We start from the raw sequence: 22814 nt of genomic DNA, 5'->3' as shown, positions 1-22814 counted from the left end.
TAACAACGGGAATGGCAACGGCAATTCCGGTAACAACGGGAATGGCAACGGCAATTCCGGTAACAACGGGAATGGCAACGGCAATTCCGGTGACAACGGGAATGGCAACGGCAATTCCGGTAACAACGGGAATGGCAACGGCAATTCCGGTGACAACGGGAATGGCAACGGCAATTCTGGCAACAACGGAAATGGCAACGGCAATTCCGGCAACAACGGGAATGGCAACGGGAATGGCAACGGCAATAGTTAGAAAGCTCGATCCTGAAGAGTGCTCTCTTCAGGTGAACGCTGAGGAGACGGCCGGGCGATTGAAAGCCACGGCAGCCGGTACGGTCTGAATGCGGGGCATGGAAAGGCTGCACGGAAAGACCTTGGTTCTGCTGCTTTCAGTTCCTTTGATTGTGGCTGCTCTGAGTTTTTCCGGCTGGCTTGAGCCGCTCAATCGCAGAATTCTCGATTTCAAGTTTCAGTGGCTGACAACTCCGGCGAGCGGAGAGATCACGGTTGTCGAAATCGATGCCGGTACAATCGGTGCGATCGGGGTGTGGCCCTTCCCAAGGCGGACATATGCCGACCTGATCCGCCGCCTGGGGCAAGCCGGAGCACGGACTGTCGCTATCGACATTGATTTCAGTTCTTACTCCACGGAGGAAGACGACCTGGCGCTTCGCTCAGCCATTGACGAAAGCGCCGCACAGATCATTCTTCCAAGCTTCGTGCAGGAGGCGGGGCGCTCTTCGGTGGGGGAGCAATTGATCGAACGTTCGGCTACGCAGTTTGAGCGGGCTGGTAGCGGCTTCGGTTCAGTCAATGTCACGCCGGAAGATGATTCCAAAATCTGGCGATATGAACCGTTTCAGGACGTCGACGGGCGTAAGAATCCTTCTCTGGCCGTATTGCTCGCCGAAGGGCGGGTAACCGCTGATCGGTTCCTGATCGACTTTGGAATCGACTATGACAGCATTCCATTCCTGTCGATGCGCAATGTCCTCGATGGTGATTTCGATCATAGTTTGATCAAGGGCAAGCGCGTTGTGATCGGGGCGACGGCGATAGAGCTTGGGGACAAGTTTCCGGTGCCCCGCTACGGCTATTTGCCGGGCGTTTATGTCCAGACCCTGGCTGCCGAGAGTCTGTTGCTGGATCGTGCACTGCGATCGAGCAACATGGTGACGACTTTGGTCGGGCTGTTGCTCCTGTTGCCGCTCGGCTATCTGATATTGACGCGCTCCTGGCTGACTTCATCACTACCTACAATCGGTGTCGGCGTTGCGTTTCTTGCCGTGTGCGTCGGACTGCAAGCCGCCACGCCCCTCGTTCTGGAAGTTGGCGCATGGCTCCTGGCGCTTGCCGGATGGTGGTTTGTCAAGCTTCTGAGAACCCTGCAGGAGCAAGGCTTGCGCCTGTTTCGACAAAGGATCGCCGGTGTTTACAGGCGTGAACTCATGCGGCGTGTGGTCAGCGACAGCTTTGACGGTATCGTCATGTCGGACAGCCGCGGATTCATCGAACAAATGAATGGAACGGCGGAACGCCTCCTGCAAACCTCTCTGGAGAAGGTGCGGGGCGAAAGCCTCTCAGCTGTCTTTTCCCAAGAGGCGTATGAGCAAATTCGGCTCCGACTGGAGAGCGAACAGTCCGGCGAGCGTTTCGAAATGTCCATTCCGTTCGGCCAGCACGAGGTCGCCGATATTGAAATGACAGTGGGCGTTACCCGGGTGCCCCTGAGCAAGAGCCCGTTCGAACGTCGAACCACCGAGCGTGAGATTCATGTTTTGACGTTCCGAGACATATCGGAGCGGAAGATTGTGGAAAGCGAGAAAGCAGAGGCGCTTCGGGAGGCGCAACGTGCCAACGAGATGAAATCCCAGTTCCTCGCCAGTGTCAGCCACGAGCTGCGTACACCGCTCAACGCGATCCTTGGATTCTCTGACATCATGCAGATGCAGGCTTTCGGTCCTATGGAAAACCCCCGCTATCTCGAATATGCGGGGAGCATAAATCAAAGCGGTCGGTTCTTGCTTGAGCTCATCGATTCTATTCTCGACGTGTCGCGCGTGGAAAGCGGCGAGGATCTGCCAAAACTGGTCAATTTCGAGGTCGAGAAACTTCTGGAAGAATGCCGGGAAGTCATGCTTGGTCAGAGCGCGGGGGCTCTGCGGGTATGGGACTTCCAGGTCGATCAAGATGTCGCCGTTTTCTGTGCTGATCAGCGTTTGCTGCGGCAGGTCTTCATTAACCTGCTTACGAACGCATTCAAATTCACAAGCGAGCAGGGACGGATCCAGGTCATCGTCCGTAGGGCCGATGATGATCATGTGATCATAGAAGTTACGGATAACGGATGCGGAATACCAAAAGCCGAGCAGGAACAGATATTCGAACCATTCCGGCAGGCGTCTTCTGCTTACGTCCGTCACGCCGCGGGGGCTGGTCTCGGGCTTTACATCGTTCAGCGGATTGTCTCCGCACATGGCGGCGAAATCGAAGTCGAAAGTGAGCCGGATAAAGGCGCGACTTTTCGTATCCGGCTTGCTCCTGACTTCGCCAGTCAGCGGTCACAAGCATTCAACGGGGAAGCCGCGGCGGTTTTGTAACCCTTCACCCGCGGCAATTGCTTGCTATAGTCCCGGTCAAAATTCTGGGAGGATCTTATGTTACTCGGCGGTGAAGTGAGGCGCTGGCAACGGATGGGGCGCTGGATTGCAGTGCTGTGGCGGAAAATGGTCGGCCCAGTAAAGACCGCTAGCGGGAAATGAGTTTCTGCTTGGAACAGAAAAAGGAGCGCCGAAGCGCTCCTTTTTGATTCGTTCTTTCCGTCCTGCGTCAGTCGAGCGCCTGGACGATTTCCTCGCACATCTTCTTCGCGTCGGAGAACAGCATCATCGTGTTGTCCCGGAAGAACAGCTCGTTCTCGACCCCGGCATAGCCGGACGACATGCCGCGTTTGACGAACAGAACCGTCTTTGCGTTTTCCACGTCGAGGATCGGCATGCCATAGATCGGGCTGGCCGGATCGGTTTTCGCCGCCGGGTTGGTGACGTCGTTGGCGCCGATCACGAAGGCGACGTCGGTCTGGGCGAAATCGCGGTTGATTTCTTCCAGCTCCAGTACGTCTTCGTAGGGCACGTTTGCTTCCGCCAGTAGCACGTTCATGTGCCCGGGCATGCGGCCCGCCACAGGGTGGATGGCGTAGCGCACTTTCACGCCTTTACCCTTCAGGATGTCGCCCAATTCCCGCAATGCGTGCTGGGCCTGCGCCACCGCCATGCCGTAACCCGGCACGATGACGACTGAGGAGGCGTTCTCCATGATGAAGGCCGCATCGTCGGCGCTGCCGGACTTCACCGACTTGTCGCCGCCGGGGCCGCCCATTGCCGCCGCCGCATCGCTCTCGCCGCCGAAGCCGCCGAGAATGACGCTGAAGAAGGAGCGGTTCATGCCTTTGCACATGATGTAGCTGAGGATCGCACCGGAGGAGCCGACAAGCGCCCCGGTGATGATCAGCAGCGAGTTGCCGAGGGTGAAGCCGATGCCGCAGGCGGCCCAGCCGGAATAGGAGTTCAGCATCGAGATCACGACCGGCATATCGGCGCCGCCAATCGGGATGATGATCAGGATGCCCAGCACCAGGGCGAGCACGAAGACGGCCCAGAAGGCGGCCGGGCTCTGGTCGATGCAAAGCCAGACAACCAGCGCCACCATCAGCAGGCCGAGCGCGGCGTTCAGCGGGTGCTGGCCGGAGAAGGTGACAGGCGCGCCGGACAGGATGCCCTGCAGCTTGCCGAAGGCAATGATCGAGCCGGTGAAGGTCACCGCGCCGATGGCGAGGCCGACGGCCATTTCCACCAGCGAGCCGACGGCGATGTTGCCGGGCGTGCCGATACCGTAAGCCTCGGGCCTGAAGAACGCGGCCGCTGCAACGAAACAGGCAGCGAGGCCAACCAGGCTGTGGAAGGCCGCAACGAGCTGCGGCAGGGCCGTCATCTCGATCTTGCGGGCGATGAAGGTGCCGATAGAGCCGCCGATGACGATGCCGGCGAGAATGGTGCCGTAGCTCATCACTTCCGGCATGGCGATGGTAGTGAGGATGGCAATCACCATGCCGGCGATGCCGAACATGTTGCCCTGTCGGGCACTGTCCGGCGAGCTGAGGCCCTTCAGCGCCATGATGAAGCAGATGCTGGAGATCAGATAAAGGACGGCTGAGAGATTCTCGGTCATGTTTCTATCCCCCGCCTCAGCGCTTTTTCTTGAACATGGACAGCATGCGCTGCGTGACGATGAAGCCGCCGAAAATATTCACCGACGCCAGCACCACGGCACAGAAGCCCATGATCTGGGAAAAGTTCGTTTCCGCCGGACCGGCGGCGATCAGCGCGCCGACGATGATCACGGAGGAGATTGCGTTGGTCACGCCCATCAGCGGCGAATGCAGCGCCGGTGTGACCCGCCAGACCACATAGTAGCCGACGAAGCAGGCCAGGATGAAGACCGTGAAAAGCGAGATGAAACTGTAGGGGCCGGTATGCGCTGTTTCGGTCACGCTGCCGATGGCCCCGCCCGCATCCGTTGCGAATTGCGCCATCTCACCCGCCAGGCTCGCTGCCTGCTCGGCGAGGGCTTTCGCCTTCTGTTCAATCTGGGTGGCATCCATGATCAGGCATCCCCCTCTTTATCGGAACCGGCTGCAGGCGCTGCTGCAGAAATCGCTGTCGAGGCTTTCGGCTTTGCCGGTGCCTTGGCTGTTTTCGCGGCTGGTTTAGAGGCTGTTTTCGGCGCTGCCGGCTTACGGGCCGCGCGTGGCTTCGCAGCAGGTTTCGCTGTGGTTTTTTCTGCGGCGACCGCCTGAACGGCCGGGTGCACGACCTTGCCGTCCTGGGTGATCAGCGAGCCCTTCACGATCTCGTCCTCGAGATCAATCTTCAGGCTCTTTGCTTCCGCATCGTAGAGCGGCGTCAGGAAATTGAGCACGTTCTTGGCATAGAGCGCGCTGGCATCGACGGCGATCCGACTCGGCACATTGGCGTGGCCGACAATCGCAACGCCGTGCTTGCGCACAACCATGCCAAACTCGGAGAGCGGGCAGTTGCCGCCCTGCTCGACAGCGAGATCGACGATCACCGAGCCCGGCTTCATCGTCTTCACCATCTCTTCCGAGACCAGCACCGGAGCCGGACGTCCCGGGATCAGCGCCGTACAGATGATGATGTCCTGCTTCTTGATCGTTTCGGCAATCAGCTCTGCCTGCTTCTTCTTATAGGCGTCGCTCATTTCCTTGGCATAGCCGCCGGAAGTTTCCGCTTCCTTGAATTCCTCGTCCTCGACCGCGACGAACGTACCGCCGAGGCTCTCGACCTGTTCCTTCGCGGCCGGGCGCACGTCGGTCGCCGAGACAACGGCGCCGAGACGTTTGGCGGTGGCAATGGCTTGCAGACCGGCAACACCGGCGCCCATGACGAGAACACGGGCCGGCGGCACGGTGCCGGCGGCGGTCATCATCATTGGGAAGGCGCGGCCGAACTCGTTGCAGGCATCCAGAACGGATTTGTAGCCGGCGAGGTTCGCCTGGCTGGAGAGCACATCCATGGTCTGCGCCCGGGTAATCCGGGGCACCATCTCCAGCGCAAATGTGGTGATCTTCTTGGCCGCGAGCGCATCGATCAGCGCCCGGTCCTTGTAAGGCTCCATCAGCGAGATCAGGGTCGCCCCGCTTTTCATCAGGGCGATCTCGTCCGTTTCCTTCTCCACCTCGGCGCCCGGGCCGATGGGTTTGCGGACCTTGAGCACGATATCCGCGCTGCTGAGAGCGTCCTTCGCGGTCTTGACGATCTTCGCGCCCGCAGCCTCGAGAGCCGCGTCCGTGAAGGCCGCGCTCAGACCCGCGCCGCTTTCGATAGCAACCTCGAAGCCCATGGCGACGTATTTTTTAACTGTATCCGGCGATGCGGCGACGCGCGCCTCGTATGGTCGCCTTTCTTTAGCGATGCCGATTTTCATTCGCGTTTCTCCTGTTCGTTCCGCGATTGTTCTCTCGCAGGGCCGACGAAGGCCGAGAGTGCCGCGCTGCAGCAACCATGGCAAGGGCCGGTCTTATCGGATGGTGGATTGTCGCCGGTTTACCTCGACCGTGGCGCGATCCGCCGCGCGCCGGTCCGCGAGTGCCCGGAAGGCCTTCTTACACTGTGTATCCAACAGGATAAGGCCCTGCGCCTGGGTCAGACGGCTCTGGCATTCCTGCTTCAGGCGGTATTCAATGGTATCCCAGGCTGCGGCGATCCACCGCGCTTCGGCAGCGTAGTATTGGTCGCGTTCCGCGATGGTTTTGAAGCTATTTCGTTGCAGCCGGATGCGGACCCACGCCGGAAAATCTCCCAGTCCGGAGCTTTTTTCGCGCTTTGGATAGGGTGCGAAGGCAGGGTCGATTACTCCCGGCACGATCAATCGTTCCGCGAGACGCTTGCTTTTATTGGCCAGGACGGCTTTGCGCTGGCGCAAGAAGCCGTCGCCGAAGCAGTCGATGACGGGGGCGTCACCGTATTCGTGGAGCGCCACGAGGCGCGGCGTGGTCACGGTAAGCGGTTGAGCTTTTCCGCCGGTGACGATGCATCTTTGTCCTGTCGGCACTGTATCGATCAGGGTCACCGGCGCGGCGTCGGCGCGTCGCGGGTTCGGTGGGAACGATCCGCTCGGCGGTGGCGGGGCGGTGCAGGCCGCGGCAACAAAAAGTGTGGCGGCGAGACTGGCCATAGTTCGCAAATGCATCATGCGGCGCTGTCCAGCCAGATCGTAACCGGCCCGTCATTGATCAGGGAAACCTTCATGTCTGCCCCGAACCGCCCGGTTTCAATCGGCAGCCCCGCTGATTTCAGGCAGGCGCCGAAATGTTCGACAAGTGCGTTCGCCAGCTCGGGCGCCGCGGCGCCGATGAAGCTCGGCCGGTTTCCCTTGCGAGTATCTGCGGCGAGGGTGAATTGCGAGACGACCAGCACGCTGCCGCCGATATCGGCGACGGAGCGGTTCATCTTTCCGGCCTCGTCCTCGAAAATCCGCAGCTTCGCTGTCTTGCCGGCAAGACGCTCCGCCTCAGCCTGACCGTCGCCCTCGACGGCGCAGACCAGCGCCAGGAGGCCGGGGCCTATCTCACCGACGGTCTCTCCGTCGATCCTGACGGCGGCTTCGCTTACTCTCTGCAACAGCACGCGCAAATCGGACGCTCCCCTGCATTCTGGTGAAATTCGAACCGGCCTTCCCTGAAAGGAAATGCGGGACAGCCGGACGTGTTCACTCTTCGATGTCGTCGTCCTCGTCGTCCTCGACGTCGACTTCTACCGGCACACCCGGCAATTGCTTTCGCGTCCGGAAAGATAGCGCGGTCTTCACATGCGAGACATTGGGCGCCGGGGTGAGCCGGGTAGTCAGGAATTTCTGGAACGTGTCCCAGTCCTTGGCGACCACCTTCAGCAGGAAATCGGTCTCCCCGGACAGCATGTGGCACTCGCGCACCTCGGGCCAGTCCTCGACCATCTCCTCGAAGGCGACCAGATCGTCCTCTGCCTGGCTGTTGAGGCCGACGAAGGCGAATATGGTGACCTTGTAGCCGAGCGCCTCCGGATTGACGTCCGCATGATAGCCGCGGATGAAGCCGGCCTCTTCGAGCGCACGCACACGCCGGAGGCATGGCGGCGCGGAAATACCGGCCCGGTTCGCAAGGTCCACGTTGGTCATGCGCCCGTTGTCCTGCAGGTCGCGAAGGATGCGTCGGTCGATACGGTCAAGCTTGACGCGCCGCATGGCGGATGACTCCTGATTCGGATTGTGTCGTCGGCAGCGAAGAATTTCCCTTGCCGGATATTGCAGTGCAGAATAAAGCAGGTGGGATCGTTCGCGCAAGATTATTACATCTCCTTGTCATATTCGTGCGTAAATATTGTGATGGAGCACCCTATGAGTCTGCCGGCGGATATGTCGGCCTGGGTCGTCAGTGACGGGACCCGTGGCATGGAGGTGCAGTCGGTTGCTCTTGCACGGGCTCTCGGCATGGATCCCGTAATCAAACGCATCCGACCGTCCACGCTGCTGCGCGCATTCCCGGCATTGGGGAGCTGGCGCGTGGTTCCGCCGAGTGCGGGAGGAGATCCGCTTGGGCCGCCCTGGCCGGACCTTGTGATCGGATGTGGCCGCCGCAACGCGGGGGCAGTGCTCTCGGTTAAAGGGCGGTCCGGTGGTCATAGTTTTGCTGTGCAGATCCAGGACCCGCGAATCGACCCTGCGCTGTTCGACGCCCTGATTGTCCCGGAACATGATCCGGGACGAGGTGACAATGTGATTGTGACCACAGCCTCCCTGAACAGCCTCGCGACCATGGATCTGCCAGCCGAGGCGAAACGCTTCAGCCATATGATCCAGCCGTTGCCGGGGCCGCGCGTGCTGGTCGCGGTCGGCGGGGCCACCCGTCGGCAAAAGGTCGAGGATGCGATGGTGGACAGGTTCGTCGGCAACCTCGAGCAGTTGATCGACAGTGGCTGCGGCCTGATGATCACTGCCTCCCGGCGCACACCGGAGCGCCTGGTCGAGGCACTTTTCGCGCTCGGGGAGAACGAGGCGGCCGCCTGTTTCTGGAATGGGGAGGGGGAGAACCCCTATCTCGGCTTCATCGGGGCGGCGGACGTCATTGTGGTGACGTCAGACTCGGTGAACATGGTCTCCGAGGCCTGTTCGTCCGGCAAAGGGGTCTATGTCGCCGATCTTCTGGTACCGTCGGGACGCATTGCGGCGTTCCAGGAAAATCTGCGGTCTCGAAAACTGACACGGCCGTTCGACGGGCATGTGGAGCCGTTTCTCTATGAGCCGCTGAATGATGCCGTGAGCGCAGCGGAGGCGTTGCGTCCGATGCTGGAACGTCATCTGGAACGGCGCCACCGCTAATGACGTGTGTGATTGCCGCTCAGTCGAGCCTGTAAGATGCAATCACTTTGCCGTTCTGGTTTGCTGTCTCGATAAATCCGAGTGTGCGATAGAAGGCCCGGGCTCCCGCGTTTTCTTCCCGGATGACGGCACGGATCGTTCGGAACCCCAGGCGATCAAGGTGCTTCAGCATTTCATTGAAGAGGTTTCTGCCGACACCCCGGCGGGACGCTTTCAGGTCCACGAAAGTGCTGATATCGCACTGCATCGGACGATCGGGGTCAGGCAGGCAATCCTGGACGCCGAGCAGAGAGTCCGTCGCATCCTCTATCGCTGCCAGATAGACGGAACGATTTGGCAGTGACCGGATGAAGCTCTCCTGATCCGGAACTGTCATGTTTTCGGTCATGGCGGTGAGCCCGCCATCCGCGATAATCGGGTTTATCAGGTCTGCTATGGCACCCGCGTCTGAGACATGGGCCCGCCGCACCCGATAGGCGGTCTCGGCCGCTATCATCGTTTTGCATCGCTGGGACGGCCCATGTGTGCCCTCCTGATTGCTTTCCGGATCTCGGTGGGGTTTTAACTCAATAACAGTATTAACTATCACTCAATCTATTTTAAGATGTTATTTCGGATCTCTCGGTACACGGCGCGGTTCCCCTATACCGAGGATCATATTGACCGTTTTCCGGTCGCTCGCCAGAGGGAAAATCCCACGCCAGACGGCGACAGTCTCGTAGCGTGCATGCGGGACACCGGCCTTCCAGAAGGTCGGTATCGCCTTATTCACTGTCAGGTCGAGGCTTTCGTTGAGGTAACTGAGCTCCGGCGTCGTAAAATACTCAGTGTTCAGATGGCCGGTCGGGTCAAAGCCGATCATCGCAACGGTGCTTGTTCCCATCAGCTTGCAGCGGTAGTCGAGGGTGCCATCCTCGTTGCGTACCACCTCATGCAGGAAGACCCAGGGCATGATCTTGCGGGGCACGTCCGTTGCGTCGAAGTCGCTCCGGGCCGGCAGGGACGGCTCCGGTGCCAGAGCCCGCCAGAATGCATAGGCAGTTCTGATCAGTGAGTCCTCGGGCAGATCCTCAAGGCCAATCCGCTCCGCGAACAGAAAATCTGCTTTACTGAAAGGTTGCCGTCCCCATTGGGCCATTGTGTGCCCCTGATTTGCATCGCTTTTTGCGTATTTTATATAATTAGTAGAGCAATTCCTTCTCAAATCCAGCTTTTCGCTAGTTTCTGAGGCGTTAGAGCTTGCCGAGTGCCCTTGTGAAATCGGCAAGCAGATCATCCTTGCTCTCGATGCCGGCGGAGATCCGGACCAGGCCCTGACTGATGCCGAGTGCCTGACGGGCCGCCTCTTCCATCGCCCGGTGCGTGGTCGTGTATGGATGGGTGATCAGGCTCTTGGTGTCGCCGAGATTGTTCGAGATATCGACGATCTTGAGGCCGTTCAGCAGCTTGAAGGCCGCATCTTTGCCGCCCTTGACGTCGAAGGAGACGAGAGTACCGAAGCCGCTCATCTGCTTCGCCGCCAGCGCATGCTGCGGGTGGGAGGCGAGGCCGGGATAGATCACTCGCGAGATGGCGGCATGGCTTTCCAGGAATTCGGCGATGGCCAGCGCATTCTCGGACTGGCGGCGGACCCGGAGGTCGAGGGTCTCAAGGCCTTTCAGCAGGACCCAGGCATTGAATGGGCTGAGACAGCCGCCGGTATGGCGCATGAAAGGCTCAAGATAGTCCTTGCGGAACTCGTTCGAGCAGAGCACGGCCCCGCCGAGGGCCCGGCCCTGGCCGTCGATATGCTTGGTGCCGGAATAGACCGAGATGTCGGCGCCGAGCCGGATCGGCTGCTGCAGGATCGGGGTGGAGAAGACGTTATCGACGACGACGCGTGCACCGGCCTGCTTGGCGATGGCGACGACGGCCGGAATGTCGATGATCTCCAGGGTCGGGTTGGAGGGGGTCTCGAAGAAGAAAACCTTGGTGTTCGGTTTGACCGCGCTCTGCCACTGGGCGATGTCGGTGCCGTCGATCAGCGTCGCGTCGATGCCGAATTTCGGGAAGATCTTGGTCACGATGTGATGGCAGGAGCCGAACAGGGCCCGGGCGGCGACCACATGATCGCCTGTCTTGAGCTGGCAGATCAGGGCTGCCCAGACGGCCGCCATGCCGCTGGCGGTGGCGAAACAGGTCTCGGCGTCTTCCAGCAGGGCCATCCGGTCCTCGAACATCTGGACCGTCGGGTTGCCGTAGCGGGAATAGACGAAGCCGTCTTCTTCGCCGTTGAAGCGGGCCTCGGCCGATTCCGGGCTGTCATAGACATAGCCGGACGTGAGGAACAGGGCCTCGGACGTTTCTCCGAACTCGGACCGGTTGGTGCCGCCGCGTACCAGGCGGGTTTCCAGATTCCAGTCGGCGGCTTCGGTGAAGGCGGGGTTGATCTTGTCGGACATGGTCGTCTGCTCCTTGGTCTCTGATCGGGCCCACGGGAGCATTTCCCCGTGGCGCTTTAGCACTTGGTGACGCGGATGCAAGCTGCCCTCAAATCCCGCGGGTCCAATCGGCCGGACCAAGCCTGAAACAAAAAATCCGTCGCGGCGGCGCCGGACGGATCGAAATCCCTCTTTAGCCGCATTTATTAAGCGCCCGCAATCTGAGTCTCAAATCGGCGCTGAACTCTGAGATAGACGAGGGCGGCCCGGCCTGTCAAGCGCGGTGCCGCCCCCCGTGGCTTCAGGATATCAGGTCCGGCTGGTGATCAGCTTGTAGCTGGCAAAGCAGAAAAAGCAGTCGAGGGCGCTGTCGATCCAGCGCCGGGCCTTGCCATCGGCCGTGACCATCGGCGCTACAGATTGATCCGCCGAGCAGGTTTTCACAGTTCTGAAACGGTCCCGCCTCTGGGTAGAGACGGGATTATGTTATTCTACTTTAAAAGGTTGTTTCAGAACGTGCCACAGAGCACGCGGACATGGAGAGAATAATGTCTGGTTTTCGCCGGTTGCGGACTTTTTTTGCCTCCGGGGCGCTGTTCTTCGGGCTTGGTGGCGGCATTGCTGCGGCCGTCTGTCCCGAAGAGCAGAGTGTCCCGGTTTTGCCACATGATCTTGAGCTCTGCCGGAAACTGGATCCTGTCGTGCGTGATCCTTCCGCGCTGCCGCTGCGGGAATACGAATTGAAGCTGCAGGAATATTTCGTGAATTTCTGCCATCGAGACAAGACGTCCGGCTGGGTGCGGGACAAATTTGTCCGCGATACCGGGCCCGAGACAGCACATCTGACGGGCGGTGAATGGATCGGCACCTATCACGGCACGCATGCGCCGGTGGTGATCTGGTACTCGCCGGAAATGTTCGATTGGATCAAGGACAACCGGACCCCGGCGGACGAGGATTCGGGCACGGACAAGGCGCCCGTTCCGGACGGTGCGATCATGGTGAAGGAGATGTACTCCTCCCCGGCATCGGTCTGTTCTGCGGTGGAGCCGGAGAAGCTGATCCCGAACATCCACGGCGCCGCGATCATGGTGCGTGATTCCAAGAAAAGTCATGACGGCTGGTTCTGGGGCTGGTTTGGCTGGAAAGGCTGGGCTCCGGACTATCCGGCGAACCAGTCCTCAAACCTGATGGTCAATATGGGGTTCGCGCAATACTGCATGAACTGCCATGCCTCCGCCCGGGACAACATGACCTTCTCCTCGCAGAAGAATATCGAGGGGGAGCCGGGGCATCCGCTGGTGTTCCTCAATCAGGACGAGGACCCGACGCCGGACACGGCCTCGAACCATCCGGTCGTCACATTGCCGACAGATCAGGTCCGGCGGCTGGGACAGCCGCTCTATGCCTACAATCCCGCATTCACAGAGGCCTTCCAGTGGAACGGGCCCGGGCCGGCACCAGACTATGCGACTGTCCCGAAGATGCCGTCGGAGACCTATGACGAAACCTTTGTTGCCGCCGGTGGCCCGACGATCCATGACGAATATCTGACCTCCAGCCAGTGTCTTGGCTGCCACAATGCGGGCAGCACGGGCTTGCAGTTCGATATGACGGAGCCCGTGTCGCCGGATTATGGCGACGGCTCGGATGCCGCCGCCGGAAAGATGTGGAACCATTCTCCCTATGGCTCCTGGCGGACATCCCCGATGGGGCTGGCCGGGCGCGATCCGATCTTCTTCGCCCAGCTGGCGAGCGAGACCCAGACCTTCCATAAAGCCGACGCCAAGCTGGTCGAGAACACCTGCCTCGGCTGTCACGGCATTCTGGGGCAGCGTCAGTACGGCATCGATGTCAGTACTGGCAAGATCAAGCCGATCGCCACCATGCCGAAGGGTGAGGACCCGGCTGGCTGCGGAGCCTTCACCCGCGAAGTGGTCGAGGCGACGCCGTGGCCATCCGAGAAAGCCAAGAACGAGCATGTCGAATATGCCGATTACGGGGCTTTGGCCCGGGACGGTATTTCCTGCACTTCCTGTCATCGCATGGTGCTCGGCGAAAACATCTCCAACGAGGTGAAGGAGCGACCCGAGAACAAATGCGTGGTCGAGCGGCAGGCCTTTCTCAATCCAGATGTAAGCGGGTTTGCCAAGACCTTCACCGGCTCGTTCCTGGTCGGCGGTCCGGAGACGATCTTCGGGCCGTTCGAGGATCCAAAGACCGCTCCCATGCTGGACTCCCTCGGCAACAAGCCGGCGCATAACACAACTCTTGCCATGTCGGAGACCTGCGGCACCTGTCACACGGTCCACCTGCCGGTGATGCATGAGGGCAAGACCGTCGGTCATGTCTATGAGCAGCTGACCTATCCGGAATGGGCCTTCAGTGCCTATCGCACAGGAACCTCGCCGGACGGCCCATTGCCTGAAGGTGCGGGCTCCATCTCAAAGAGCTGCCAGGACTGCCACATGCCGTCGAAGACGGCGGACGGGAAGCCGGTGAAGTCGCGGATCGCGAGCATCCAGGAATTCTCCAATTTCCCGCAGGCCGAGTTCAATCGCGGCCCGGATGAAATCGATCTCCCGGTGCGCGAGGGCTTTGCCGAACATACGCTGGTCGGCCTCAACGTCTTCCTCACCGGTATGGCGCAGCAGTTCCCGGAGGTGCTTGGCATCAGGACCCAGGACCCGATGATGGGCAAGAAGGGCATGGACCCGCTGATCTATACCGAGCAGAAGATGCTGGATCAGGCGGCGAAGGCAACGGCCGATCTTGCCGTCACCAACGTCGCTGTCGATCCCGACAAAGCAGTCCTCAAGGCGGATGTTTCCATCACCAATCATGTCGGGCACAAGTTCCCGTCCGGGGTTGGCTTCCGGCGGGCTTTCGTGACCTTCGATGTCATGGACCGGCTGGGCAATGTGATCTGGTCCTCCGGCAAGACCGATGGTGCAGGCAGGATTCTTGATCCAGCCGGAGATCCTCTGCCGGGCGAGATGTGGTGGGAGGACGATTGCTCTGCCCGGATCGAGCCGGAGAAACGTCTGCACCAGCCGCACCACCAGGTCATCACGCGGCAGGATCAGGTGCAGATCTATCAGGAACTGGTCAGCACGCCGAAGCCGGGTTCCAGCAACCCGCAATGCGGTCACGACGCAAAGCCGGAAGGCCAGCTGACCACCTCGTTCCTGTCGATCTGCGCGGAGGTGAAGGATAACAGGCTGTTGCCGACCGGCTACCTCCCGCTCGACCAGCGCAAGGCGATCGCGGCGGCATTGGGAGCCGGGGCAGATATGGCTGAGGATGCCGGATCTCTCGGTGTCGGGAATGATCCTGACTACAAGACCGGCGGGGGTGACAGGTTGAGTTATGCCGTGCCGCTGGGCGATCTCGCCGGCACGCCGGTATCGGTCCGGGCCCGGCTGTCCTATCAGGCCACTCCGCCCTTTTACCTGCAGGACCGGTTCTGCACGGCCAAGGGCAAGGATCGCGACCGGCTTTATTTCCTCGGCGGGAATCTCAATCTCGATGGCACCCAGGCCGAAGACTGGAAGTTCACCATCGCGGATACCGGCTCCGTCACGGTTCCGGCGGGGAACTAGCGACATTCTGAACGAAGAAGAGCCCGGCGAACCGGGCTCTTCTCTTCAATTTTGTGCTCTCAGTACGCCGGAATTACATCACGGCGATGCTGAGGATCTCGTAGCTTTTTGCACCGCGTGGCGTGGCCACCTCAGCGCTGTCTCCGACCCGTTTGCCGATCAGCGCGCGTGCGATCGGGGAAGAGGTCGAAATAAAGCCCTTCGAGATGTCCGTCTCGTAGGGGCCGACAATGGTGAAGGTCTGCTCTTCGTCCGTATCCTCATCCGCGACCTTGATAATGGTCCCGAAGGTTACCGTTTCGCCGCCGAGTTTGGCTGTGTCGATGACGTCGGCGCGGCTGGTCGCGTCCTCAAGTTCGAGAATGCGGCCTTCGATGAAGCTTTGGCGCTCGCGCGCGGAATGATATTCGGCATTCTCTGAAAGATCGCCGTGTTCGCGGGCTTCCGAAATGGCCTTGATGATCTCGTAGCGCTCCACAGTCTTTAGCTGCTTCAGCTCGGCCTTGAGGCGATCAAAGCCTTGCGCCGTCATCGGGACTTTTTCCATTAAACCGACCTCGGTTACTTACTCAAATAGCTCACAAAAAGGCGACCCGCTCTTCCGAAAAAGAGTCACCGGTGGCGCCCGGTCCTACCGCCGGCCGTCAAAACGATCCGCTTAGATAGGATTGCAACGGCGCAACTTCAAGGCGACCAGCCCGCATCGCTTTCATTGCCTGAACAGCGGCCCGGGCACCTTCGACCGTCGTGTAATAAGGAATATTGTGGGTCAGCGCAGTCTGACGCAAGCTGAAACTGTCCGCGATAGCCTGTGTCCCGCCAGTCGTGTTGATGACCAGATCGACATGTCCGGACAGCATGTTGTCGACGACATGCGGCCGGCCCTCGAGTACTTTCTTAGTCCGGTCGACACGCAACCCCGCCTCTTTCAGGGCGTTCGCGGTGCCTTCGGTCGCCAGCAGCAGATAGCCCATTTCCGCAAGATCGGCGGACAGTTTGACGATCTGAGCTTTGTCCTCGTCACGCACGGACACGAACACCGTGCCGGATGTCGGCAGATGCGTGCTTGCCGCCATCTGGCTTTTTGCGAAGGCGCGGCCGAAATCCTTGTCGATGCCCATGACTTCGCCGGTCGATTTCATTTCCGGGCCGAGAATGACATCGACGCCCGGGAAGCGGTTGAACGGGAAGACGGCTTCCTTCACGGCAACATGATCCGGCATCTTTGCCGGCAGCGGGAAGTCGGCAAGTTTCTCGCCGGCCATGATGCGGCTGGCGATCTTGGCAATCGGCACACCGGTCGCCTTGGCGACGAACGGTACCGTCCGGCTGGCGCGCGGGTTGACCTCTAGGATGAAGACCGCACCGTCCTTGACCGCGAACTGGGTGTTCATCAGACCGACAACCTTCAGGCCCTCGGCCAGCAGGGTCGCTTGCCGCCGGATTTCCTGGATCACGGTTTCCGGCAGGCTCTGCGGCGGCAGGGAGCAGGCGCTGTCGCCGGAATGAATCCCGGCTTCCTCGATATGCTCCATGATGCCGGCGATATAGACCTGGCTACCGTCGGAGAGGCAGTCCACGTCGACCTCGACCGCGCTGCGCAGGAAGCTGTCGACCAGTACCGGGTTCTTGCCCGACACGACGACGGCCTTCTCCATGTAGCGGCGAAGCTGGGACGGCTCGTGGACAATCTCCATGCCCCGGCCACCGAGCACGTAGGACGGACGGATGACAACCGGATAGCCGATGTCACGGGCGACGGCCTCTGCTTCCTCGACGGTGAAGGCGGTACCGTTCGCCGGCTGGCGCAGGCCAAGATCGTTCAGCAATGCCTGGAAGCGCTTGCGGTCTTCGGCAAGATCGATGGCGTCAGGAGATGTGCCGAGGATCGGAATGCCCGCATCCTCGAGCGCCTGGGAGAGCTTCAGCGGGGTCTGCCCGCCGAGCTGCACGATGATGCCCTTGACCGTACCGTTCGACTGTTCCTTGCGGACCAGTTCGATCACGTCCTCGGCAGTCAGCGGCTCGAAATAGAGCCGGTCCGAGGTGTCGTAGTCGGTCGAGACGGTTTCCGGGTTGCAGTTGACCATGATGGTCTCGTAGCCGGCCTCTGACAGCGCGTAGGCGGCATGGACGCAGCAATAGTCGAACTCGATGCCCTGGCCGATCCGGTTCGGGCCACCGCCGAGAATGACGATCTTCTCGGCATCGGTCGGATCGGACTCGCATTCCGGGGCTTCGTAGCCATTGCTCTCGTAACAGGAATACATATAGGGCGTGGGAGACGGGAATTCGCCGGCGCAGGTATCGATGCGCTTGTAGACCGGGCGGATATCCAGTGCGTGCCGGGCAGCGGTCACGTCCGCCTCTTCCTTGCCGGTCAGCTCGCCGAGCCGGGCATCGGAGAAGCCCATTTTCTTCAGCCGGGCGAAATCCTTCGCGTGGGCAGGCAGGCCGGCCTCGCGGACTTCGGCCTCGACCGCCACGATCTCTTCGATATGCCGCAGGAACCACGGATCGAAGTGACAGGCATTCTGGATTTCCTGCAGGGAAAGGCCGGCCCGGAAGGCCTGGGCGACGCGCAGCAGCCGGTCCGGCGTCTGCTCGCTGAGGGCAGCCAGCACCCGTTGCCGGTCCACGCCGTCACTGTCGACACCGGGCATGTCCACTTCATTCAGGCCGGTCAGGCCGGTTTCCATGGAGCGCAGGGCCTTCTGCAGGCTCTCGGGGAAACTCCGGCCGATCGACATGGCTTCGCCGACCGATTTCATGGCCGTGCTCAGCAGCGGCACCGCGTTTGGAAACTTCTCAAAGGTGAAGCGCGGGATCTTGGTGACGACATAATCGATGGTCGGCTCGAAGCTCGCGGGGGTCGCGCCGCCGGTGATGTCGTTGCTGAGTTCGTCCAGCAGATAACCGACGGCCAGTTTTGCCGCGATCTTGGCGATCGGGAAGCCGGTTGCCTTGGAGGCGAGGGCGGAGGAACGGGAGACACGCGGGTTCATCTCGATGACGATGAGTCGGCCGTTCTCCGGGTTGACCGCGAACTGAACGTTGGAGCCACCGGTCTCGACACCGATCTCGCGCAACACTGCGAGGGAGGCGTCGCGCATCCGCTGATATTCCTTGTCGGTCAGCGTCAGTGCCGGGGCGACGGTGATGCTGTCGCCGGTATGGACGCCCATCGGATCGACGTTCTCGATGGAGCAGATGATGATGCAGTTGTCCGCCTTGTCGCGGACCACTTCCATCTCGTATTCTTTCCAGCCGAGCACGCTTTCCTCGACCAGCACGGAGCTGACCGGGGAGGCGCGCAGGCCATTGCGGATGATCTGCTCGTATTCCTCAGCATTATAGGCGATCCCGCCGCCTTCGCCGCCGAGGGTGAAGGACGGGCGCATGATGGCCGGCAGGCCGACATGGGACAGCGCGTCCATGGCTTCCTCGACCGTGTGGACGAGGCTGGAGCGCGGGGAGTCGAGGCCGATCTTGTCCATCGCCTCGCGGAACAGCAACCGGTCTTCCGCCTTCTCGATGGCTTCCAGCTTGGCGCCGATCAGCTCGACACCGTATTTTTCCAGCGTGCCGTCCTTCGACAGCGCAATCGCCGTGTTCAGGGCCGTCTGTCCACCCATGGTCGGCAGCAGTGCGTCCGGCTTTTCCTTTTCGATCACACGGGCGACCATCTCGGGTGTGATCGGCTCGATATAGGTCGCATCGGCGAGGCCCGGATCGGTCATGATCGTCGCCGGGTTCGAGTTCACCAGGATGACCCGGTAGCCTTCTTCCTTCAGGGCCTTGCAGGCCTGTGCGCCGGAATAATCGAACTCGCAGGCCTGACCGATGATGATCGGGCCGGCCCCGATGATCATGATGGACTGGATATCTGTACGTTTGGGCATGGCGCCGCTCAGCTTTCCTTGTCGATCAGATCGACAAACCGTTGGAAGAGATAATGGCTGTCCTTCGGCCCCGGGGAGGCTTCGGGATGGTGTTGCACGGAGAAGACCGGGCGGCCCTTGAGGCGGATGCCCTCGATCGTGCCGTCGAACAGCGAGCGGTGGGTGATTTCCACACCGTCCGGCAGGCTGCCTTCGCTGATGACGAAGCCGTGGTTCTGCGAGGTGATCTCGACCTTGCCGGTGGTCAGATCCTTCACCGGATGGTTCGCGCCGCGGTGGCCCTGATGCATCTTCTCGGTCTTGGCGCCGAGGGACAGGGCCAGCATCTGGTGGCCGAGGCAGATACCGAAGACCGGTTTGCCGCTATCGACCAGTTTGCTGATTTCCGCGACCGCATATTCCCCGGTTGCGGCCGGATCGCCCGGACCGTTGGCAAGGAAGATGCCGTCAGGCTCAAACGCCAGGATTTCCTCGGCCTTGGCGTCGGCCGGGACCACGGTGACTTTGCAGCCGAGGCTGGCGAGGTTGCGCAGGATGTTCCGCTTGGCGCCGAAATCCATCGCCACGACATGGCGCTTGATCTCGGGCTCGACTTCGAAACTGTCTTCGCCGTTGATGCCGTTGCGCGCGAATTCCCAAGTGCCTTCGCGCCACTGATAGGTTTGCCGGCAGGATACCTGGATTGCCAGGTCCATACCCTCCAGACCCGGCCATGCCCGGGTTTTCTCCCAAAGCGCATCGAGATCGAAGACACCGTCCGGGGCATGGACGAGGCAGCCCGTCGGCGCGCCGCCGTCGCGGATGAGCCGGGTCAGGCGCCTTGTGTCGACACCGCTGATGCCGGGCAGATCGAAGCTTTTCAGCCAGTCGTCGAAGTGCCGCTCGGCGCGGTAATTCGAGGGCTCGGTCATATCGGCGCGGAGCACCAGTCCAAGCGCCGCCGGCGTGGTGGTCTCGACATCCATTGAATTGGCGCCGACATTGCCGATATGCGGGAAGGTGAAGGTGATGATCTGACCGGCATAGGACGGATCGGTCATGATCTCCTGGTAGCCGGTCAGCGAGGTGTTGAAGCAGACTTCGCCTACTCGGACGGTGGCGGCGCCCAATCCTCGGCCCCAGAACAGGGTGCCATCTGCCAGCATCAGAACGGCGGTGGCGCCGTCCGGCTTGGTGACGGAGGAGAAGTCGGGTTTAGCGTTATCGGCGGTCGCAGGCTGCGCCATTGCGAATATCCCTCGTGAATCGCTGCGGTTCCGGCACACGTGAACCGCGGAGGATCTCATGGGATTTCCGCTTGCTCGACATTTAAATGTCAATTCAGGCCAGGCCGGGCGCTTCGGTGGCGCTTTGATAAAGAAAGCCGGGCCGCAGGTCAAGAGGCTTGTTTTCGGTATAATTCAATAAATTCAATAAGTTAAGAAATGTGCCTTGCGTTTTGCGCCGCGATGTCGATGGTGTAGGCGAATTCGCGAGCCGGTCTTTTCAGAAACCCGCCGCGAATAAGGCTAGGGGTAGTTTGGAAAAATGTTGCGCGCCGCATTCAGTGACGCCTTGAAAGAGGCTTTGAAATCCAAGGATCAGTGTGCAGTCAGCACCATCCGGTTGATTTTGGCTGCTTTGAAAGACCGTGATATCGCCGGCCGTACAAACGGTCAGTCGGACGGCATCGGCGAAGATGAAATCCTGTCCATGCTGCAGACGATGCTGAAGCAGCGGACCGAGTCTATCCGGATGTACGAAGAAGGCGGCCGGCTGGAGCTTGCGGAGCAGGAAAAGGCCGAGATGGAAGTCATCCGCCGTTTCATGCCGCAGCAGCTGAGCGATGCCGAGATAACAGAAGCGGTCGAATCCGTAGTTCAGGAAATCGGTGCCCGCGAGCTCAAGGATATGGGCCGCACCATGGCAGCCCTGAAAGAGCAGTATGCGGGCCGCATGGATTTCTCCAAGGCCAGCGGCCTTGTCCGCCAGATGCTCGCCTGACCGGGTACTTTCCCGGTAAATCTCGATCCGGGATTTTTTTTGACCGGAATGTCTCCAAGGTTCACTATTCCTGACCCGCTCCGCGAGGGCAGAACAATGCGCTGTGTCCGATGAGCTTTCCGCCGCAATTCCTGGATGAATTGAGGACCCGACTACCGGTTTCCGAGGTCGTCGGCAGACGTGTGACCTTGCAGCGGCGCGGGCGCGAGTTCATCGGGCTTTGCCCTTTTCATACAGACAGCAAGCCGTCGATGAACGTTGTCGACGACAAGAACTTCTATCACTGCTTCGCCTGCGGAGCGCATGGCGACATCATAAAGTTCGTCATGGAAAACGAGGGCATGGCCTTTCCCGAGGCTGTCGAGAAGCTGGCGGAGATGGCTGGCCTCGAAGTGCCCAAGGAGACCCCCGCCGAACGTGAGAGGGCGAAGCAGCGCAACACCCTGCACGATGTCCTTGAGCATGCCTGTAACTGGTTCGAGCAGAAGCTCGCAGGGCCGGGCGGTGCGGAAGCGCTCGACTATCTGCGGGGCCGTGGCTTGTCAGCCAAGACCATCGAACATTTCCGTCTTGGCTGGGCACCGGACAGCCGGACGGCGATGACCCAGTCGATGAAGGCGGAAGGCATAGACGAAGCCTTGCTGGTCGAGGCCGGATTGCTGCGCAAGCCGGAAGGTGGCGGCGACGCCTACGACTACTTCCGCGGCCGGGTGATGTTTCCGATCACTGACCGGCGCGGCCGGGTGATTGCCTTCGGCGGCCGCATTCTGGGGGATGGTCAGCCGAAATACCTGAATTCGCCGGACACGCCGGTCTTTCATAAGGGGCGTGTGCTCTATGGTCTCGCACAGGCGCGCGAGGCGGCCCGCAAGTCCGAAGAGATCGTCGTCGCCGAAGGTTATATGGACGTGATCGCGCTTTCGCAGGGCGGCTTCCCACAAGCCGTCGCGCCGCTCGGCACCGCTTTGACCGAGGACCAGATCGCCGAGCTCTGGAAACTGGCGAACGAGCCGATCGTCTGTTTCGACGGGGACACGGCGGGCATGCGTGCCGCCGCCCGTGCCGCCGACCGGGCGTTGCCGATGCTGAAGCCGGGTCACTCGTTGCGTTTCGTCACCTTGCCCCAGGGACAGGACCCCGACGACCTGATCAGCCAGCACGGGGCGAAAGCGATGCGCGATGTGCTGGACGCGGCCGTGCCACTGTCGGATTTCATCTGGCGCCAGGAGCTGACGGCCCAGCCGGTGACAACGCCGGAACGGATCGCCGATTTTCAGACCCGGATGCGCGCCCGTATCAAGGAGATCGGCGAGCGCACGGTGCAGGAAAGCTATGCGGACATGGTCGAGAACCGGATCCGCGAGATGCGCCGTGCGGGTCGGGAGACTGGAAATAATTTTAAGCGTGGCGATAAACGCGGATACAAGCCGTACAATCAGAATACGACATTCGTCCAGGGCAACCGGTCGCATATTCCGGCGGTGATGGCGAACCGGCAGCAGCAAATCGTGCTCGCTGCCCTGATCAATCATCCCGGCCTGATCGACGAGCTTGGCGAGACTGTAGGGGCGCTTTCCTTCGCCGATCCCTTCCTTGACAAGCTGCGGCAGCAGATCATAGAGATTGCGCTCGCCGATTCGGGTCTTGACACTGAGGGGTTAATCTCCCATTTGACGCGGTTGGGGTTGTCGGATGCCTGCAACGGGCTTCTTGGTGGGGAGACATTGGGTCACGCGGCTTTCGCGCGACGCAGCGCGACGCTTGTTCAGGCACGCGCGGGACTGACGGAATTGCTGGCTCGCATCGGAAAGCCTCAGCTAGAGGCACAGTTGGTCGATGCCGAACGGGCTGTGGCGGAAGAATTTAGCGAGGCGAGTTGGAACCGGTTGGCGTCCCTAAGATCGGCGCTGGCTTCCCTAAATTCCAGCTCCGCACTCGAAGAGACCGACATGGGTCGGTCATAAGATAACGGCGGG

The 22814-nt window shown here is 60.7% G+C and carries 18 protein-coding genes; 6 read left to right on the top strand and 12 right to left on the bottom strand.

Annotation, left to right across the window (positions count from 1 at the left end):
• Both IG629_RS17650 and IG629_RS17645 read left to right on the top strand, forming a co-directional pair.
• The coding region (locus IG629_RS17650) for a hypothetical protein (RefSeq protein ID WP_226886890.1) at positions 1-341 on the top strand (341 nt) is incomplete at its 5' end.
• 9 nt (positions 342-350) lie between these two features.
• On the top strand, positions 351-2600 hold the full coding sequence (locus IG629_RS17645) for an ATP-binding protein (RefSeq protein WP_193173240.1): 2250 nt from the start codon (positions 351-353) through the stop codon (positions 2598-2600).
• Between the two features lie 229 nt (positions 2601-2829).
• Here IG629_RS17645 and IG629_RS17640 read toward each other — a convergent pair whose 3' ends face one another.
• From IG629_RS17640 to IG629_RS17615, 6 genes are all read right to left on the bottom strand, one after another.
• A complete protein-coding gene (locus IG629_RS17640; protein ID WP_193173239.1) occupies positions 2830-4227 on the bottom strand; it encodes an NAD(P)(+) transhydrogenase (Re/Si-specific) subunit beta in 1398 nt (465 codons plus the stop codon).
• Between the two features lie 16 nt (positions 4228-4243).
• Positions 4244-4660: an NAD(P) transhydrogenase subunit alpha gene (locus IG629_RS17635; RefSeq protein ID WP_193173238.1), complete on the bottom strand. Its 417-nt coding sequence runs from the start codon at positions 4658-4660 to the stop codon at positions 4244-4246.
• Positions 4661-4662: 2 nt separating this feature from the next.
• On the bottom strand, positions 4663-6003 hold the full coding sequence (locus IG629_RS17630; RefSeq protein WP_193173237.1) for a Re/Si-specific NAD(P)(+) transhydrogenase subunit alpha: 1341 nt from the start codon (positions 6001-6003) through the stop codon (positions 4663-4665).
• A 93-nt stretch (positions 6004-6096) separates the two neighbouring features.
• Positions 6097-6771: a hypothetical protein gene (locus tag IG629_RS17625; RefSeq protein WP_193173236.1), complete on the bottom strand. Its 675-nt coding sequence runs from the start codon at positions 6769-6771 to the stop codon at positions 6097-6099.
• A complete protein-coding gene (dtd, locus tag IG629_RS17620; protein ID WP_319025121.1) occupies positions 6768-7205 on the bottom strand; it encodes a D-aminoacyl-tRNA deacylase in 438 nt (145 codons plus the stop codon). Before dtd ends, IG629_RS17625 begins: the two co-directional genes overlap by 4 nt.
• An 82-nt stretch (positions 7206-7287) precedes the next feature.
• Complete coding sequence (locus tag IG629_RS17615; RefSeq protein ID WP_193173234.1) at positions 7288-7797, bottom strand: Lrp/AsnC family transcriptional regulator; 510 nt, start codon at positions 7795-7797, stop codon at positions 7288-7290.
• A gap of 153 nt (positions 7798-7950) precedes the next feature.
• On the opposite strand from IG629_RS17615, the gene IG629_RS17610 reads away from it, so the two are divergent.
• A complete protein-coding gene (locus IG629_RS17610) occupies positions 7951-8931 on the top strand; it encodes a mitochondrial fission ELM1 family protein (RefSeq protein ID WP_193173233.1) in 981 nt (326 codons plus the stop codon).
• A 19-nt stretch (positions 8932-8950) separates the two neighbouring features.
• Here IG629_RS17610 and IG629_RS17605 read toward each other — a convergent pair whose 3' ends face one another.
• The 3 genes from IG629_RS17605 to metZ form a co-directional block, all read right to left on the bottom strand.
• Positions 8951-9427, bottom strand: a complete 477-nt coding sequence (locus IG629_RS17605; RefSeq protein WP_193173232.1) for a GNAT family N-acetyltransferase — start codon at positions 9425-9427, stop codon at positions 8951-8953.
• Positions 9428-9538: 111 nt separating this feature from the next.
• Positions 9539-10069 carry a PAS domain-containing protein gene (locus IG629_RS17600; RefSeq protein ID WP_193173231.1) on the bottom strand — a complete coding sequence of 177 codons (531 nt, stop codon included), beginning with the start codon at positions 10067-10069 and terminating at the stop codon, positions 9539-9541.
• A 94-nt stretch (positions 10070-10163) separates the two neighbouring features.
• A complete protein-coding gene (gene metZ, locus IG629_RS17595) occupies positions 10164-11372 on the bottom strand; it encodes an O-succinylhomoserine sulfhydrylase (RefSeq protein WP_193173230.1) in 1209 nt (402 codons plus the stop codon).
• A 527-nt stretch (positions 11373-11899) separates the two neighbouring features.
• Between metZ and IG629_RS17590 the strand changes: the two genes are divergently transcribed.
• Positions 11900-14953 (top strand): cytochrome P460 family protein, encoded by a 3054-nt coding sequence (locus tag IG629_RS17590; RefSeq protein WP_226886889.1) that lies wholly within the window; start codon positions 11900-11902, stop codon positions 14951-14953.
• Positions 14954-15026: 73 nt separating this feature from the next.
• Here IG629_RS17590 and greA read toward each other — a convergent pair whose 3' ends face one another.
• From greA to carA, 3 genes are all read right to left on the bottom strand, one after another.
• On the bottom strand, positions 15027-15500 hold the full coding sequence (gene greA, locus IG629_RS17585) for a transcription elongation factor GreA (RefSeq protein WP_193173228.1): 474 nt from the start codon (positions 15498-15500) through the stop codon (positions 15027-15029).
• Positions 15501-15597: 97 nt separating this feature from the next.
• Positions 15598-18855: a carbamoyl-phosphate synthase large subunit gene (gene carB / locus IG629_RS17580; RefSeq protein WP_193173227.1), complete on the bottom strand. Its 3258-nt coding sequence runs from the start codon at positions 18853-18855 to the stop codon at positions 15598-15600.
• Positions 18856-18863: 8 nt separating this feature from the next.
• Positions 18864-20081, bottom strand: coding sequence for a glutamine-hydrolyzing carbamoyl-phosphate synthase small subunit (carA, locus tag IG629_RS17575; protein WP_193173226.1), 1218 nt, complete (start codon positions 20079-20081; stop codon positions 18864-18866).
• A gap of 301 nt (positions 20082-20382) precedes the next feature.
• Between carA and IG629_RS17570 the strand changes: the two genes are divergently transcribed.
• The gene (locus IG629_RS17570) at positions 20383-20838 is read left to right on the top strand and encodes a GatB/YqeY domain-containing protein (RefSeq protein WP_193173225.1); all 456 of its coding nucleotides are present in this window, start codon (positions 20383-20385) and stop codon (positions 20836-20838) included.
• 110 nt (positions 20839-20948) lie between these two features.
• Complete coding sequence (dnaG, locus tag IG629_RS17565) at positions 20949-22802, top strand: DNA primase (protein WP_193173224.1); 1854 nt, start codon at positions 20949-20951, stop codon at positions 22800-22802.
• The last annotated feature ends 12 nt before the right edge of the window (positions 22803-22814 follow it).

Source organism: Nisaea nitritireducens (assembly GCF_014904795.1).
In the GTDB taxonomy this organism is placed as follows: Bacteria; Pseudomonadota; Alphaproteobacteria; order Thalassobaculales; family Thalassobaculaceae; genus Nisaea; species Nisaea nitritireducens.
The sequence above is the reverse complement of the archived record's forward strand: the minus strand, read 5'-3'. Positions and strand labels throughout refer to the sequence as shown.